Source organism: Halomonas sp. DP4Y7-1 (genome assembly GCF_019800705.1).
Classification (GTDB): Bacteria; Pseudomonadota; Gammaproteobacteria; order Pseudomonadales; family Halomonadaceae; genus Halomonas; species Halomonas litopenaei_A.
Genome location: NZ_JAHVKS010000009.1, coordinates 122,192 through 138,536 on the forward strand (window position 1 = coordinate 122,192; position 16,345 = coordinate 138,536).

A 16,345-nucleotide genomic window follows, 5' to 3' on the forward strand; every position below is an offset into this window, starting at 1 on the left:
AGTGTTCGGCGCTCCTTAAGGAGCGCCTCATAGGGACGAACCAGGGCCTCTCCCTGGCCCTGTCAACGGTCAGTCACGGCGCTTGACGCCGGGCAGCACGCACAGCATTTCATACAGCAGGGTGGCCCCCATCAGCGCGGTGTTGCCGCTGGGGTCGTAGGGCGGGGAGACCTCCACCAGATCACCACCCACAATGTTGAGTCCTTTGGCGCCGCGCACGATTTCCAGGCCCTGGGCCGAGGTCAGACCGCCCATTTCGACGGTGCCGGTGCCCGGTGCGACGGAGGGGTCAAGGCCGTCGATGTCGAACGAGATGTAGACCGGGCCATCGCCCATCTGCTCGCGAACCTCAGCCATCAGGGGCTCCAGCGACTTGTGCCAGCACTGCTCGGCCTGCACCACGCGGAAGCCTTGCTGGCGGCACCAGTCGAAGTCTTCAGCGGCATAGCCGGTGCCACGCAGGCCGATCTGCACCACACGGTTAGCGTCCAGCAGGCCTTCTTCCTGAGCCCGGCGGAACGGACAGCCGTGAGCGACTTCTTCACCGAACATGTGCTCGTTGACGTCAGCGTGGGCATCGATGTGGATCAGGCCAACGGGGCCGTGCTTCTTGGCGATGGCGCGCAGGATCGGCCAGGTCAGCGTGTGATCGCCGCCCAGGGTGAGCGGCACACAGTCATGGGCCAGTACCTGGTCATAGAAACCGGAGATGATGTCCAGGTTCTTCGGCAGGTTGAAGGTGTTGATCGGCACGTCGCCGATATCTGCCACCTGCAGGCTGTCGAAGGGCGCGGCCCCCGTTGCCATGTTGTAGGGACGCAGCATGCGCGACTCGTCGCGAATCTGGCGCGGCCCCAGGCGAGTGCCGGGACGGTTGGACGTACCGATGTCCATGGGAATGCCGATGAAGGCGGCATCGAGCCCCTGGGCGCTATCCTGAGTAGGCAGGCGCATCATGGTGGCTGGACCGCCGAAGCGAGGCATTTCGTTGCCGCCGAGGGGTTGGTTGAAGTCGCTCACTGGAACTCCTGACATCGCTGATGAGGTCACCTTGGCCAGACGACTGGCCAGGCATGTATAGGTTTGTTCAAGCAGGAGGTGTGCCAGTTCTGCGATTGTTATACTAAAGGCGCAAAAAATGTGCACGAAGTTGCCGTGCGCGGCGCGATATCCGGGGCTCGTTGATTCACTATTGAATCAATGGCGGGGCTAGCCGTGATACACTTTTGCATCAATGATGCGTTTATGGATCGCCGATGACTGACGATGCGCTGATACTGAAGACGATTATCGACACGGCGCACGATCACTTCTTTATCGTCGCGCCCGATGGCCATATCCGGGACGTCAGTCCCGGAGCGGCGGCGGTCTACGGCATGTCCTGTGAAGAGCTCTGTGCCACCAGCGTGCAGCGGCTCGAAGCGGAGGGCGTGTTGACGCCGTCGGTCAGTCTTGAAGTCATTCGCACGGGCAAACCCACCCAACTGGTGCAGCACACGGGTACCGGGCGGCGGGTGATTGCCCAGGCACATCCGGTGTTTCAAGGCGAGCGCCTTATCGCCGTGGTGAGTCGCTCCATGGACTTGACCGACCTGCAGCTGTTGCAGCAGGAGTACGCGCTGTTGCAGCGACGCTTCAGCGAGCACCTGAGACGCGGTCACGCGATCGAGTCGGAGAGTGGCCTCCAGGGTGGCTTGCAGGAACAGGAGCTTGGGCATCTCGAGGTCAAGAGCCAGCTCATGGGCGAGGTGGCGCTCTTGCTCAAGCGTGTGGCCCCTACCGACGCTACCGTGCTGATGTTGGGAGAGTCAGGGGTTGGCAAGACGGCGTTCGCTCGCCAGCTTCATCGCTGGAGTTCACGCAAGGAAGGGCCGTTCATCGACGTCAACTGCGCCGCCATCCCTGAGAGCCTGTTCGAGTCCGAGATGTTTGGCTACTGCCAGGGCGCCTTTTCCGGAGCGGCCCCCGGTGGCCGCAAGGGGCTGATCGAGCAGGCTGAGGGCGGCACGCTGTTTCTTGACGAGATTGGTGAGCTGCCGCTGTCGGTGCAGACCAAGCTGCTCAAGACCATCCAGGACGGCAGCATCACGCGACTAGGTGACCGAGCGCCCCGGCGCGTCGATTTTCGTCTGGTCGTCGCCACCAATCAGGATCTCTCGGCGCGGGTCGAAGAGGGACTGTTTCGACTGGATCTCTACTATCGGCTGAATGTCATTCCCGTCACCCTGCCGCCCCTGCGCGAGCGGCGAGAGGACATTCCGGGCCTTGTCGAACGTCAGCTTGCGCGGCTCAACCGGCGCTACGGGCGAGACAAGATGCTGGCACGGGACGTCTGGCAGGCCCTGATGGGGTGGGAGTGGCCCGGCAATGTGCGCGAACTGGAGAACGTCATGGAGCGGGCTTGGCTCGCCAGTGACGATGTGATTCAAGCACGCGAAGTGCTGCCCGGCAGGCAGGTGCCCGCGGCGGCCGCGCCGGAAGCATCGGGCCAGGTGACGTCCCCGACGTTCTCCCCTTCCGCGGTTGCTGCTGGCGCGGCCACGGAGGAGATCGGGCGTGCCTCCGACGACAGCAGGAGCGTGACGGGCTCGAGGAATACGGCGGAGGACATCTGGGCGTCGCCAGGCAGGGGCGACGGGGAGGGTCTGAAAGAGACGCTTGCCCGGGTCGAGCGAGAGATTCTGGCGGACTGCTGCCGAACGCTGTCCAGCACTTACGCCATTGCCGAGCGTCTGGGGATCAGCCAGCCGAGCGTGGTGCGCAAGCTCCGGCAGCATGGGCTCAGGATCGGCTGAGCGGCGCGTGGCCGACGATGATACCGCCGTCAGAACAGGAAAAAGCAGCTGACCCAGATGCCTACGGTAAGCAGTGACTTGACCGCCATCACCCCTTGATGCCCCCGCTCGCGCTCACCATGCTCATTGATGGTCGTTTCGCCGGGCTGCATGACCAGGACCACCGTCAGCAGGAGATTGGCTCCGGGAAACAGCAGCATGACGCTGCAGTGGCCGCGTTGGCCCACATCATGCAGGCGGCGAACGCCGTGCAGCACCAGGGGATATACGCTGACCACTAGCCAGCCTGCCCCCACCAGCAGTCCCTCCGGAGAGACGCTGTCGTGGAGGTCGGGCGCGGTGATGATCAAGGCCCATAGACCTGCGTAGTAGCAAGAGAGGGCCAGGATGGCGTTGAGGCAGAAGTCAGCCCGACTTTCGCGTCCGCTGATGCTGTCGAACCAGTAGCCGGGCAGGCCCGGACGTGGGTCCAAGGGGTGGCGGGGCACGTTGGTACAAGACGCCACATCATCTTGAAGAGTGGAAGCAGTAGGTCGTTGCATCGGCGGATCGTCCTGAGGTTCCTGTACGAATGTCCTGGGCGAGTTTCCTGTCTGTAGTGCCTGTGCGCCGACAATGCGCAAGGGCGGAACGAACGTATGAGACTTGCTGCCATGTGCTGATGTGAATCCTACCGAGTTTCGCACTGTGACCAGATAGTCGATGGCGCAAGTTCTAGTACGATCCGCGTAAATCGTGCTGGTTCATAAGGATGATTCGGATCACCCCTGCGTAATTGTTAGGTGCTTGACGGAGAGTTGTGCAAGGGTGTCAGGCGCGTTCTGCGTTTTTTCTTTGTGTATTTGCTAGTTAGAGCAGTTTTTGTAGGCGTTATGCGCCTCAATCAGAGTAGTTTGGCAAAGGCTATGCTGCGACGTTACGCCACCCCCTAGGATGATGGTCTGAAACTTGGACGTCCGTTCCTCGCACTTCGCCGTGACATTGCACCCGGGCGATGATCTTGACCCTCTATTTATCATGATAAATACTGTGGGGCATTGCCAGGCCGCAGCCCCGCGGCCTGTCTGCTTTTGCTCCTGGTCTGCAGCCTCCACTGCGGCCGTCACCCCTTCTGTCCCACATAACAAGGACAACCTGATGAGTGTTCGTGATCAAGCGCTTGCCGAGCGCAAGAAATGGTACAGAACAGTGCCTGACCCGATGGTGCTGATCTTCTTGATTCTGCTGGCGACCTTCGCGCTGACCTATATCATTCCCGCCGGTGAATTCGAGCGAGTGATGCAGGATGGGCGTACCCGGGTCGTGCCCGACTCATTTCACTATCTCACTGACGTGGCCGCGATTTCGCCATTCGATATCTTTGTCGCGATTCCCAAAGGCCTTAACGCGGCCTCGCTATATCTGTTCATCGTCTTTATCGCGGGAGGGCTGTTTCATATCCTCCAGCGCACTGGCGCACTCGAGAACGCTATCGGTGTAGCGGTCAATCGCGTCGGTATCGAGCGTCGTAATGTCATTATTACCGCCGGGACCTTTATCTATGGCTTCTTTGGGGTGGCCGTCGGCTTTGAAAACAACATTGCGCTGGTGCCCATCGCGGTGCTCATCGCCAGCGCCGTGGGCTGTTCAAGCCTGGTAGGCACCACCATGGCGGTGGGCGGCACCGGGGTCGGCTTTGCCCTGTCTCCGATCAATCCCTACACCGTCGGTGTTGCCCAGGGCATCGCCGAGCTGCCGACCTTCTCCGGTGCCTGGCTGCGGGCCTTGCTGGTGGTCACGTCACTGGCCCTGTTGTCCTGGTACATCTGCCGCTTTGTGACGCGGATGGGGTTTCGTGAACCCAACGACGCCAAGGCCATGAGCAAGTCCCTGGATGAGTATCGCCTGAGTGGTCGCGACAAGTGGACGCTGGTGGTGTTTGTCGGCGGCCTGGCGGCCATGCTGGTCGGTGTATTCACCCAGGGCTGGTACATCAACGAGATCGCCGGCATGTTCCTGCTGATTGCGATTGTGATCGGTATCGTCAATGGGCTGTCGGCCAATGAGATCGTCAAGCAGATGATGGAGGGTGCATCGGGAGTCACCGCAGGAGCCCTGGTCATCGGCCTGGCAGCATCCATTCAGGTGATCCTCAAGGATGCCCAGATCATTGACACCATCGTCTATGGTCTCAGCGGACTGATCCAGAATATTCCCGCTGCGCTGTCGGCGATCATGGCCAGCGTGGTGCAGGGGGCAATCAATCTGTTCGTGCCCTCTGGCTCGGGTCAGGCCCTGGTCACCATGCCGATTCTGATCCCGGTGGCAGACCTGGTCGGCATGAGTCGTCAGTTGATGATTACCGCCTTCCAGGTCGGTGATGGCCTGACGAACCTGATCGTCCCGACGTCCGGTGGCACTCTGGCGATGCTGGCCCTGGGCCGCGTTTCCTACGAGCAGTGGCTGAAGGCGATTCTTCCGTTCATGGCGCTGGTCTACGTGCTGTCCTGGGGTGGTCTGGTGCTTGGCCACATGGTTGGCTACTGAGCCATCCCATGACGCTATCGTTACTGCACGTCAATCCAGACACTGGCACGGTGGCGGCCCTGACCGCCACCGGAGGCGTGGCGGTAGGGGGCTACGTCCATCATGCCTGGCGGGGTATCGGCGCCTGCGCGACGCAAGGTCGTGTGACCCATCCCTGGTATCCGGAGGGTATTCGCCAGGCGCTCGCCGATGATGTCCGCGCTCAGCAAGCCCTCGACGATCAAGTCGTTCAGGACCCGCAAGCGACCTTGCGTCAGTGTCTGGTGATGGATCGCTATGGAACGTCGGCGCTTCACAACGGTGCTGATAACGGAGCCGTGGTCGCATCGTGCCACTACCCTGGCGTAGCCGCGGCAGGCAACCTGCTGGCGGATCGGCGTGTCGTCAATGCGCTGTGCGACACCTTGCTGTCGTCCAGCTGCCGCAACGCCGGGGCGGTGATTGCCGCTGGCGCGATGCCGGTGTATCGCGCGGACTACGAGCGTTGCCTGCCCGAAAGCCTGGTGGATGCGCTGGAAGCGGCCTTGGGGTGTGGCGGTGATGTCCGCGGCACGCGCTCGGCGGCACTGCGCGTCGAATCCTTTCACCAGGCCCCTATCGACCTGCGCATCGACTGGTGCGAAGGGGACCTGGTCGGTGAGCTGCGCGGCCTGATACGTCGTGTACGTGAGTCGACATTTGCCGACTTTCTGGCGGCGATGCCCCGGCGCTGATGCCTCAGCCTGGCTTCCTCTTTCTTCTTATCTGCAAGTGACTACCCACAAGACGCCTCACAGGAGATGTCATGCACCCCGATTGTGAACCGTTGGCCCTTGGCCAGCAGCTACTGGAGCGACTGGATGCCGCGGCGGAGTGCTCCGAACCTGGCCCTGGAGTGACGCGCCTATTCTGCTCCGAGGAGCATCGTCAGGTACTCGAGATCATCGCCGAGTGGATGCGCCGCGCCGGTCTGACGCCTCAGCTTGACGCCTCAGGCAACCTGGTCGGCCGTTGCGACAAGGCCAGGGCCGGAGCGCGAACCCTGATTATGGGGTCGCATCAGGACACGGTGGTAGAGGGCGGCAAGTACGATGGAATGCTGGGCGTCGCGCTGCCGCTGCTGGCGCTGGAAACTCTGAAGCAGCAAGGGGTCGAGCTGGATTACGGGGTCGAGGTGGTGGCCTTCGGCGATGAGGAGGGGACCCGCTTTCAATCGACGTTGATTGGTAGCCGCGCCCTGGCCGGCCGCTTTGACCCAACCAGCCTTGAGGCGCGCGACGCCAATGGGGTGAGTCTTGGCGAGGCGCTGAAGGCGTTTGGTGGCGATCCGGAACAGATAGCGTCTCTGGCCAGGGACCCGGAGACCGTGCTCGGCTTCGTCGAAGTGCATATTGAGCAAGGTCCGGTGCTGGAGCAGAGAGACCACGCGCTTGGCATAGTGACCGCCTTGACCGGGATCGAGCGACATCGGGTCACGGTGGGAGGCAAGGCCGGACATGCCGGGACGACGCCGATGCCAGGACGGCGTGATGCGCTGGTGGGTGCGGCCGAGATGATCGCGGAGGTTGATCGTATCCTCAACGCCACCGAGGACTTTGTCGGCGTGGTGGGCAAGCTTGAGGTGCGCCCCAATGCGGTCAACGTTATTCCGGCAGAGGTGACTTTCACCCTGGAGCTACGCTCGCCCCGGCTGGAGGTTCGAGAGCAGGGGCGTGAGGCCATTCTGGCGGCCTGCCGGCGGTTGGCCAGTAACCGCCAGCTGGCCCTCGAGATCGAGCAAACCTATCAGGCCGAGGCCGTGGCGTGTGCCGATGGGTTGATGCAGTCGCTGCATAACGCGTGCCGTGACTGTGAAGAGCCAGCAGACACCCTGTTCAGCGGCGCTGGCCACGATGGCTTGGCGATGTGCGAGCTGACCGATATCGGCATGCTGTTCGTCCGCTGCACCGATGGTCTCAGCCACCACCCGGACGAGGCTATCACGGCAGCCGATGCTGGGGCCGCGACGCAAGTGCTGATGCGCTTCCTTGACAGGCTGTCGGCGGATGTCTCGCGCTGATGGCTGTGACGCGTCCGTGCAGGCCTTTATGCAATGGTTCCCAAGGCCTCACTCACTGAGGAAGCCCCTGGTGACCTGGGCTTCGTTGCCTTGCATGATGCCCTGGGCCTCCAGCAGATGGTCGCGCATAAGGGTGTGAGCACGCGTTGCATCACCGGCTTCGATGGCATCCAGAATCTCGGCGTGGTACTGGCATCCGGCAGGCCCTATAGGGTGGTCCCCTGGCTCATAGAGTCGGCGGTACACCGTGAGGTCTGACAGCACCTGAGCGGTAAAGCGGATGATGAACGCCAGCAGTGGATTGCCGCCGGACAGCTGCGCCAGCTCCTGATGAAAGTCGAGCGAGTCGATATGCTGCTGGCGCTCTGCGTGCATGTCGCCGGCGGGGGTGGCATAGCTGTGAAGGGACTCGCGCAGGCGAGCGATGTCGCTGGCGCCGACGTTGCCCGCCAGCGATGCCACCATTTCCGGCTCGAGGGCGAGCCGAATCTGGTAGATGTCCCGGACCGAGATGTCCTTGAAGTAGAGATAGTGGCTGAGCAGCGAGATGGCTCTGGCCTCGCTCATCTGACGGATAAATACCCCACCGCCAGGGCCAGTACGGGTTTCCACCAGCCCCTGGGCTTCCAGCACCCTGATGCTTTCTCTGATCGTGCCCTTGGAGGCGCCCAGCAACGCCATCAACTCTGCTTCGCCCGGGAGACGGTCGCCGGGAGACAGCTCGCGCTCGACGATCCAGCCCTTGATGGTTTCTGCCAGTTGATAGGGACGTCTGCGGGAGGAAGTTCCGGCCATCGTGTCCTCGCTTGAAGGGTGTTGCGCCAGCATACCAGAGCCTGGGCGGAAGACGATTGATTGACGTGCCTCTCGCCGGCGCTTGGACGGCACGGGCTTTGCCGCCTTCGCCTTGGGGCCGCCGGGGCCTGCCAGAGACTGCCAGGGATGGCGGCTGAGACAGGGGGACATCGACTTACAGCAGCTGGTCATTGTGACTGATATGGCGTCAGCAGGTCGCTGTGACAGGCTAGACCCATGCGCTGAGCAGATCTTGACGGGCATCTTCGGCTGGTGTTGGCGATAATGAACCGTGCAGGTGGGCCGTCATGGATCACGACCATGGCTGACTTAGGGAAGACGCAAGGTTGAGAATAGGGGAACCTGCATGTCCTTTCGTGCAAGGCTGCTGCTGGTGATGCTGTTGTTGACACTGGGTATCCAGCTGGTGGCTTCCTGGGCGGTGCTGAGTGCGGTTCGCTCCGCGGCGCTGGAGCAAGGTAAGCGTGAGCTGGATGTCGCCTCGGGGGTGGCGGTGGCTCTGCTTGAAGGGTGGGGGCAGCAGTTGCTGCGCAATGTGGACCTGCTGGTCGATGACCCGCGCTTTCTTGCGGCCGTAGATGATGTCCTGGTCGACACGTCGTCGCGCCTGGCCGCCGCTGGCACCTTGCGGCAGCAGGCCGCCCGGATGGGCGCAGATACCCTGCTGTTGCTGGATGAGGCAGGGCACGTCATGGCTTCCAGCCAGCCTGCGGCAGGGTCGGGTGTCTTTGTCGACAGCGGGAGGATGCCGCTCACGACGGACGATGCGGGCGTCGTTTCCCCCAGCATCCTCAATGGGCTGGGCTACCAGCTGGTTCAGCATCCGCTACCGCCGGGGGCGGGCGCTGCCCGGTTGGCGCTGGGATTCCGTCTGGATGAGTCGATGGCGTCGGCGCTGTCCGGGTTGATTGGCAGTCAGGCCCACTTTGATGTCTCGGTGTCACCGAACGATGTTGCAGCGGGGCAGGATCACCAGGGGCTCAGTCGCCGTCTCCCCCTTTATCAGGGCGAGCAAGGGCGCATTGATATCGTGGTGGAGCGCTCTCTCGAGACACTTTTGGCGAACTACCAGGACGTGAAGGTCAGTCTGGCGACCATCTTTGCGGTAAGCCTGGGCCTGATGCTGGTGGCGGTGGTGCTGATCGCCCGTGGCGTCAGCCTGCCACTGCTGCGTCTGGCGGGCGCGGCGAAAAGCGTCGGTCGAGGAGAACCGCTGGACCTCAAGCGTATGCCCAGGCAAGGCGAGTTTGGCTTGCTGTCCTCCACCCTGTTGAAGATGCAAGGGGATCTGTCACGACGGGAAGAGGACATGCGCACCCGCGCGCGGCAGGATCAGTTGACGGGACTGGGTAATCGCCAATGTGCCAACGAGGATATCGAAGCCGCCATCGAGACCGGGCGCCCCTTTACCCTGTTACGCCTGACCATCAACCACATGCGTCGGATCAACGATACCTTCGGTCACGACTTTGGTGACCGGGTACTGAGTACCCTGGCCCAGCGGCTTGCCGACCTGCCGGCCCCCAAGGTGGGGGCCTATCGCTTGAGCGGGGATGAGTTTCTGCTGTTGCTCACGGTGGCCCGCCTTGAGCCGCTGTGGCTCGAGGATACCCTGCGTGGGCTGACCCGTGAGCTGCGGCTCGACGACTCTCCCGTGTCGTTGAAGGTAGCCATGGGCGAAGCACGTTTCCCAGAGCACGGCGATGAGGCCAATCTGTTGCTGCGGCGAGCCGAGATCGCGCTGGATCGTGCACGCCAGCTACGTCAGGCCCATCAGTGCTACCAGCGCGGACAGGATGAGAGCCATCTTCGCCATCTGGCCCTGGTGCGAGACTTGCAGCACGCCGCCTACCGGGGCGAATTCTCCCTCAGGTATCAGCCGCAGGTGTCGGCGCTGACCGGACGAGTGATCGGGCTGGAGGCGCTGTTGCGCTGGGATCACCCGCAGCTGGGCTGGATTCCTCCGGATGAATTCATCGAGCTGGCGGAACGCTCCGGGCAGATTCACCAGCTGACCCACTGGGTCATCGACTCGGCCTGCGCCCAGTTGGCCAGCTGGCGTGACATGAAGCTCAAGATTCGTCTTGGCATCAATGTCTCGGCGATGGATCTGCAGCAGCCTGGCCTGATCAAGCGAGTGGAAAGCGCCCTGGATCGCTATGGCCTGCAGGGCGAACAGCTGTGTATCGAACTGACCGAAAGCGCCTTGATGCAATCGCCGGAAATGGGCGCTCGCAAGCTTCAGGCGCTGCGCTCCATGGGGGTCGAGTTGGCCATCGATGACTACGGGACCGGCTATTCATCGCTGGCTCAACTCAAGCGCATGCCGGTTCAGGAATTGAAGATCGACAAGTCCTTCATCATGCAGCTGATCAAGGGCTCCGACGATGATGTCATCGTTTCTTCCACCATCGAGCTGGCACACCACCTCGGGCTGCAGGTCGTGGCCGAAGGGGTCGAGGACCAGGCGGTGGCCGACCACCTGGCCGAGCAGGGCTGCCACGTTCTGCAGGGCTTCTTGATTGCTCGCCCCATGGGCGGCGAGGCCATGACCGAATGGTTGAAAGAAAAAGGCGACGTCAGTCTGCGCGATGCGGCCAACGACCATCACCGCTGAACGGGATGAATCGCTTTAGTCGATGGCCTGCTCAATGCCCGCGGGATGCAGCGGGCATTGACGGTATGGGGTCAGGCAAAGCCACCGTTGGCGCGAATGACCTGGGCATTGATCCACTCGGACTCTGCGCGCATCAGAAAAGAGACGATCGCCGCGATATCCTTCGGCTCACCCAGGCGCTCCAGGGGCGGTTTCTGGGCAAAGCTTTCAATCTGCTCGGCACTTTTGCCGCGCCGGAACAGAGCCGTATCCACCGGGCCCGGGGCGACCGCGTTGACGGTGATGCGTCGACCGCGAAGCTCCCCGGCGAAGACCTTGGTCAGTGACTCCACTGCGGCCTTGGTGGCGTTGTAAAGACCATAGCCAGGCAGGTTCAAGGCCAGGGCGCTGCTCGACAGGTTGACGATGCGGCCACCGTCTTCAAGGCGCGATGCAGCCTCCCGCAAGGTATTGAAGGTCCCTCTGACATTGGTGTCGAAGTGATGGTCGTAGTCGCTGTCACTGGACTCGGCCAGCGGCACCATGCTGAGGGTTCCGGCATTGTTGACCAGTCCGTCGACGCGACCGAAGCGCTGACTGGCGGCCTCGAACAGCTGGGTGACATCTGCCGGACGTGTGACGTCGGCGGCGACGGCCAGGGCGACGCCACCCTGGGCCTCGATCTCCTCCACCAGACTTTCTGCGCTCTCGCGGCTGTTGGCGTAATTGATGACCACCTGGTGGCCATCACTGGCCAGGCGTCTGGCAATGTCTGCACCAATGCCGCGAGCGCCACCGGTGATAATGATGACGCGCTTGTCTTCTATCGCCATGAGATCAGGACTCCTGGAGGTATGCGTCCGTCAGCGTCGGTAGAAACGTCAGCCGGACAGTGGCAAGGCGCTGCCAGCAGCGCCGTTAGTGATGGCAGGCTTGTCTAGGCTTTGTCCGAAAAGTCGACGAGCGAAGGTTAGACAAGGCAAAAATTGGTGAGAAAGCGCAGTTTACGAGGTGTAAATGAGCATTTTGACCGGGCTGGCGTACCAGCCGATTTTTAACACCGTATTACCAAGCGCAGGCACTTTTCGTACAAGCCCTAGCGAAGCGCGATGGGAGGCTCCACTAGCCCCCTCACTCCCGGTAGCGCCTCGGCCAGATCGAACAGGAAAATGGCGCCATCTCGGCGTGAAGGCGTCTGTTCGCCAGCGGCCGGGGACTGCCCCTCTGTCGCAGTGGTGATCAACAGCTGGGTCAGGTGGTGACCGCCAAAGGCGGGGCAGGAGGGTTGTTCGGCGTTGACGCTGATATGGCAGACCTCTTCTCCCGTCGGGGAGAGACGGGCCACCCGTCCCGAGCCCCACAGCGCGAGCCACATGTAGCCTTCTGCATCGATAACCGCGCCGTCGGGATTGCCGACATCCCCAGAAAAGTCCGCCCAAGGCTCGGGAGCGATCAATGCCTCCGGTGTTGCTGGCTCGCCTTCCTGAAGGAAACTGTTGCCGTCGGCGCGCAGGGGGAAGCCCTGGGCGTCCAGCGACCAGCGCATGACCACGCCAGTGACGGTATCGGTAAAGTAGCCGAGTCGCCCGTCGGGAGAAAAGCACAGGGCATTGGGGATGCTCATGCCGCGCTTGAGGCAGGTGATCTGGCCGCGATAGAGGCGATACAGACTGCCAGCTCCCGGCTCTGCAGCCTTGCCCATGGTGGAGAACCACAGGCCCCCGTGGCGGTCGATGCGAGCATCATTGCTGCGAGTGACCGGATTGTCGGCTTCTACCTCCCGCCAGGGCGATATCTGGCCATGGGCATGGTCGCGTTCCTTGAGGCCTGACTCGGTCACCAGCAGATCATCGCCGCTGGTCAGGGGAGCAGCGAACGAGGTTAACTCGTCCAGCGCTTGGCTTTCGTGGGAGCCATCGTCGAGTCGATAGCGGTGCAAGCGCTTGCCTAGGATATCCAGCCAGCGATACTCGCCACGCGTGGCGTCCCAGCTTGGGCCTTCGCCCAGTTCGCAAGGACCATCGAAGATCACCCGGGCCTCGCCCAGGCAATGGGAGGAAGAAGACGTCATCGGTTGTCTCTCAGGGGTGGCCGAGCTATGAGTGTTTCCTCAGTGTGGGAGCCCGCCCGAGCGGCGGCAAGTGTGCGGCTCGTTCGGGCGGCCATCAATGGCTGCAGAAATACCCTGTCGACAGGTGGGGCTTACCACTCGGCGACGGAGCCATCCTCATGCTGCCATACCGGATTGCGCCAGCGGTGACCGACCTTGGCACGTTCCTCGACAAACTCCTCGTTGATCTCGACGCCCAGGCCTGGCCCGTCAGGAATCGCGCAGTAGCCGTCTTCGATGGACAGGGCTGACTTGTCCACCAGGTAGTCGAGCACGTCGTTATCCTTGTTGTAGTGGATACCCATGCTCTGTTCTTGAATGAAGGCGTTGTGACACACCGCATCCAGCTGCAGCGAGGCGGCCAGCGTCAGCGGACCCAGCGGGCAGTGGGGGGCGAGTGCCACGTCATAGGCCGAGGCCAGGGTGGCGATCTTGAGACCTTCGCTGATGCCACCGCAGTGCGACAGGTCCGGTTGCACGATATCCACCATGTTGTCGGCCAGCAGATCGCGGAAGGCAAAGCGGGTGTGCAGACGCTCACCGGTGGCGATGGGGGTCGCCAGGTCCTGGGCGATGGTCTTGAGGACGGGCAGATGCTCCGGCGCAACCGGCTCCTCGATGAACATCAGGTGATAGGGCTCGAGCTCGCGCATCAAGGTCTTGGCCATGGGGCGATGGACGCGACCGTGAAAATCCACCGCGATGCCGACATCCGGGCCCACGGCGTCACGGGCCTCTGCTACCCGTGCGACCGCGTCATCGATCTTGCGATGGCTGTCGACGATCTGCATCTCCGGGGTGCCATTCATCTTGAAGGCGGTAAAGCCCTGATCGGTCAGCGCCTTGGCGCCTGCCCCCACGTCGGACGGGCGGTCACCACCGGTCCAGGCATACATGCGCATGCGATCCCGCACCTTGCCCCCGAGCAGCTGATGCACCGGCACGCCGAGTTCGCGGCCCTTGAGGTCCCACAGCGCCTGATCGATACCGGCAATGGCCGACATCAGGATGGGGCCGCCACGATAGAAGCCCGCGCGATACATGACGTTCCACAAGTGCTCGATGTTGCGCGGGTCCTGGCCGATCAAGTAGTCCGACAGCTCGTGCACGGCCGCTTCGACGGTGGCCGCTCGACCCTCGATGACGGGTTCGCCCCAGCCGTAGACGCCTTCGTCGGTCTCGATCTTGAGAAAGCACCAGCGCGGCGGCACCTGCCAGGTCTTGAGTTTGGTGATCTTCATGGTGGAAACCTCATGTCGGCGGCCGGTTCAGCCGCGTGGAATGTAAACGATGCACAGCAGTGGCGGTGACGCTCGCCCCTGTGGCTTACATGCTGGGTCGAGTTGACGGCGCCATCACACCCTGGCCAGGCGCCAGCGAACCCAGGTCGCGGGCGGTGCGCTCCAGCAGGCTTTCAGTGGCCTGGCGGGCCTGTGCCGGTTGCCTCAAGCGAATGGCTTCCAGCAGTTGGCGGTGCCGCTCCAGGCTGTCGCTGAGCCCTTCGGCCTGGCCCGTTGCCTGATCCTGGGAGCGCTGTATCAACGCCACAATGCATGGGCGCAACAGCAACCCTAGCTGGCGCCAGACCAGGTTATGGCTGGCACGGTAGATGGCATCATGGAATGCCACGTCGTACTCGGCATGGGTGAGCCGCAGGTGGGGCAGGTCGGCGGTGCTCAGCATGCCCTCGAAGGCACGCTCGATACGTGCGAGGTCCTCACCCGTGGCATGCAGGGCGGCTAGTTCGCTGATGTACGGCTCTGCCGCCAGGCGAAAGGAAAATACCGCAGCGATCAGTTCGGGATGGGGAGCCTCCAGGCTTGCCATCCAACGGCTCATCTGTGGGTCCAGCAGGTGCCAGTCGATGACATCACGGACCAGCGTTCCGCGTCCGGCCACCCGCTCGATCAGACCTGCCGAGACGAGCTCGGCGAGGGCGTTGCGAACGCGATTGCGGCTGGCATCGAAGTGATGGCAAAGGTCCAGTTCGCGAGGGAAGTCATCGCCCGGTTGCCAGCGCCCCGAGAGGATCGCTTGGGCGAGGACCTCGGCCAGGGCTGACGCGCCGCCTGTCTCTGGCGATGGCGATAATGACGAGAGTGCGGCCATCTGAGCCTCCGAAATGTTGGATGTTAGTGTATTTAATGTCTGACATTTATAGCAAGCGACAATGACACCCTCAGGACTAGACCTTGGTAGGGGGGAGGGGCAGGAGCAAGGAACTCGCGTGAAGGAGGCTTGTGGGTAGAGGGCAACGCTGCCAGATATCGATGGATCGTCTCACCCTGCGTCAGAGTGTCGGATCCTCGTGAAAGGAATGCCGCGCCCACCTAGAGGCATCTCGATGACCAGCTGGGAACTCAGGCTGCACAGGCTCAAGGTGAGCCTTTGATCCTGTGCTTGCCAGACATTCAGTGGCTGTTCGAAGGGGCGAGAGTCACGCTTGAGGTCAATGCCTGCGGACATCGGCATCGGCTTTGGCATCGACATCGCCACGAGCGATGCGATGCGGGTGGCCAAGACATGGTCCGGTGGCTGGTCCGCCAGACAGCCGAGCTTGTAGCAGGCCTCGTGCAGGGTCCAGGCGCGGTAGAAGGCGGCAAGAGGATCACTTGAGGCGCGGATGGCGTGACGCACCTCGGCCTCAGGCAATGTCTCGATCAGTCCCTCGAGGCGACGCTGATGTCGCCGCTTGCGAGAGGGGCTTGGCGCCTCGATATCCAGACCGATCGGCACCTCACCAAGTCCGGCGACGACCAGGCCGCCGCTGTGGCTTAGACAGGCCGTCCAGGGACAGGGCAAGTCGGTATGGCGGGGTGGCCCCGCGCCGCGTGGCGACCAGCCCTCCAGCGCACAGCGATGGCCAAGCTGGGCGGCCAGCCGGGTTAACAGCTCCCGTCCCAGGCGGGATGTCTCGGCCCCCCGCGTGATGGCCGACGTTGGCCGCCCCTGGGGGGCAGCACCGTCGTTGGCCGACAGCGCTGCGATGGCCAACAGCAGCCGCGGGGGCTCAGCGCAGAGTGACGACATCGCCCTTCAGTGCCACCCCGGCCATCAGCGCGCCGGCATGGCACTCGTACTCGTCGGTCAAGGCGCGCGGGTTTCTGTCGTAGAAGCTTGCGATGTTGACCACGGCGTTACCGCCCTGCTGGCGCGCACTGTCCTGCAGGGCGATCAGCGCCGACAGCATGACCCAGCGGCAGGCTTCTTCATCCGTCTTGTTGAACGCGTTGGTCTTGCGGCTGGTGACCACTTCACCAAAATTGCGGTCGACGGTACCGCCGTCATCGGCAAACACCAGCCGGATGCTGGGGTCCAGCTTCTCCTGAGCGGCTGGTGTGGCCAGCGCTTCCTGAATGGGCAGGAAGTAGGGGGTGTCGCGTGCTTCAGCACTGGCGGCTGTGCCAAGGCTTGCGAGAAGCAGTGACAGGGCAAGAGTTCCTTTCTTCATGTGTCGTTTCCTT

At 62.7% G+C, this 16,345-nt stretch carries 14 protein-coding genes; 5 read left to right on the forward strand and 9 right to left on the reverse strand.

What is annotated here, in order from left to right; genetic code table 11:
• Window positions 1–69: 69 nt before the first annotated feature.
• Complete coding sequence (gene speB, locus KUV72_RS16415; protein WP_224852151.1) at window positions 70–1,020, reverse strand: agmatinase; 951 nt, start codon at window positions 1,018–1,020, stop codon at window positions 70–72.
• Window positions 1,021–1,256: 236 nt separating this feature from the next.
• Here speB and KUV72_RS16420 point away from each other — a divergent pair, with 236 nt between their 5' ends.
• Window positions 1,257–2,795 (forward strand): sigma-54 interaction domain-containing protein, encoded by a 1,539-nt coding sequence (locus KUV72_RS16420; RefSeq protein WP_222239107.1) that lies wholly within the window; start codon window positions 1,257–1,259, stop codon window positions 2,793–2,795.
• Between the two features lie 29 nt (window positions 2,796–2,824).
• Here the strand turns inward: KUV72_RS16420 and KUV72_RS16425 are convergent, their stop codons facing one another.
• A complete protein-coding gene (locus KUV72_RS16425; protein ID WP_222239108.1) occupies window positions 2,825–3,337 on the reverse strand; it encodes a DUF805 domain-containing protein in 513 nt (170 codons plus the stop codon).
• Between the two features lie 595 nt (window positions 3,338–3,932).
• Between KUV72_RS16425 and KUV72_RS16430 the strand changes: the two genes are divergently transcribed.
• The 3 genes from KUV72_RS16430 (at window position 3,933) to KUV72_RS16440 (ending at window position 7,359) form a co-directional block, all read left to right on the forward strand.
• Window positions 3,933–5,321, forward strand: a complete 1,389-nt coding sequence (locus KUV72_RS16430) for a YfcC family protein (protein ID WP_222239109.1) — start codon at window positions 3,933–3,935, stop codon at window positions 5,319–5,321.
• An 8-nt stretch (window positions 5,322–5,329) separates the two neighbouring features.
• Entirely contained in the window at window positions 5,330–6,034 is a 705-nt protein-coding gene (locus KUV72_RS16435) for a DUF1028 domain-containing protein (protein ID WP_222239110.1), read from the forward strand.
• Between the two features lie 71 nt (window positions 6,035–6,105).
• Window positions 6,106–7,359, forward strand: coding sequence for an allantoate amidohydrolase (locus KUV72_RS16440; RefSeq protein WP_222239111.1), 1,254 nt, complete (start codon window positions 6,106–6,108; stop codon window positions 7,357–7,359).
• 48 nt (window positions 7,360–7,407) lie between these two features.
• Here the strand turns inward: KUV72_RS16440 and KUV72_RS16445 are convergent, their stop codons facing one another.
• Complete coding sequence (locus KUV72_RS16445; protein WP_206944047.1) at window positions 7,408–8,154, reverse strand: FadR/GntR family transcriptional regulator; 747 nt, start codon at window positions 8,152–8,154, stop codon at window positions 7,408–7,410.
• Window positions 8,155–8,521: 367 nt separating this feature from the next.
• Here KUV72_RS16445 and KUV72_RS16450 point away from each other — a divergent pair, with 367 nt between their 5' ends.
• Complete coding sequence (locus tag KUV72_RS16450; protein ID WP_222239112.1) at window positions 8,522–10,792, forward strand: putative bifunctional diguanylate cyclase/phosphodiesterase; 2,271 nt, start codon at window positions 8,522–8,524, stop codon at window positions 10,790–10,792.
• Window positions 10,793–10,863: 71 nt separating this feature from the next.
• Here KUV72_RS16450 and KUV72_RS16455 read toward each other — a convergent pair whose 3' ends face one another.
• From KUV72_RS16455 to KUV72_RS16480, 6 genes are all read right to left on the reverse strand, one after another.
• Window positions 10,864–11,604 carry an SDR family oxidoreductase gene (locus tag KUV72_RS16455; protein ID WP_222164089.1) on the reverse strand — a complete coding sequence of 247 codons (741 nt, stop codon included), beginning with the start codon at window positions 11,602–11,604 and terminating at the stop codon, window positions 10,864–10,866.
• Between the two features lie 263 nt (window positions 11,605–11,867).
• Window positions 11,868–12,842 carry an SMP-30/gluconolactonase/LRE family protein gene (locus KUV72_RS16460; protein ID WP_222239113.1) on the reverse strand — a complete coding sequence of 325 codons (975 nt, stop codon included), beginning with the start codon at window positions 12,840–12,842 and terminating at the stop codon, window positions 11,868–11,870.
• Window positions 12,843–12,973: 131 nt separating this feature from the next.
• Window positions 12,974–14,122: a galactonate dehydratase gene (gene dgoD / locus KUV72_RS16465; protein WP_206944042.1), complete on the reverse strand. Its 1,149-nt coding sequence runs from the start codon at window positions 14,120–14,122 to the stop codon at window positions 12,974–12,976.
• Window positions 14,123–14,207: 85 nt separating this feature from the next.
• Window positions 14,208–14,990 carry a FadR/GntR family transcriptional regulator gene (locus KUV72_RS16470; RefSeq protein ID WP_206944040.1) on the reverse strand — a complete coding sequence of 261 codons (783 nt, stop codon included), beginning with the start codon at window positions 14,988–14,990 and terminating at the stop codon, window positions 14,208–14,210.
• Between the two features lie 171 nt (window positions 14,991–15,161).
• Complete coding sequence (locus KUV72_RS16475) at window positions 15,162–15,911, reverse strand: 4'-phosphopantetheinyl transferase family protein (protein ID WP_222239114.1); 750 nt, start codon at window positions 15,909–15,911, stop codon at window positions 15,162–15,164.
• Entirely contained in the window at window positions 15,892–16,332 is a 441-nt protein-coding gene (locus KUV72_RS16480) for an excinuclease ATPase subunit (RefSeq protein WP_206944038.1), read from the reverse strand. The genes KUV72_RS16475 and KUV72_RS16480 overlap by 20 nt, the downstream gene beginning before the upstream one ends.
• Window positions 16,333–16,345: the final 13 nt, after the last annotated feature.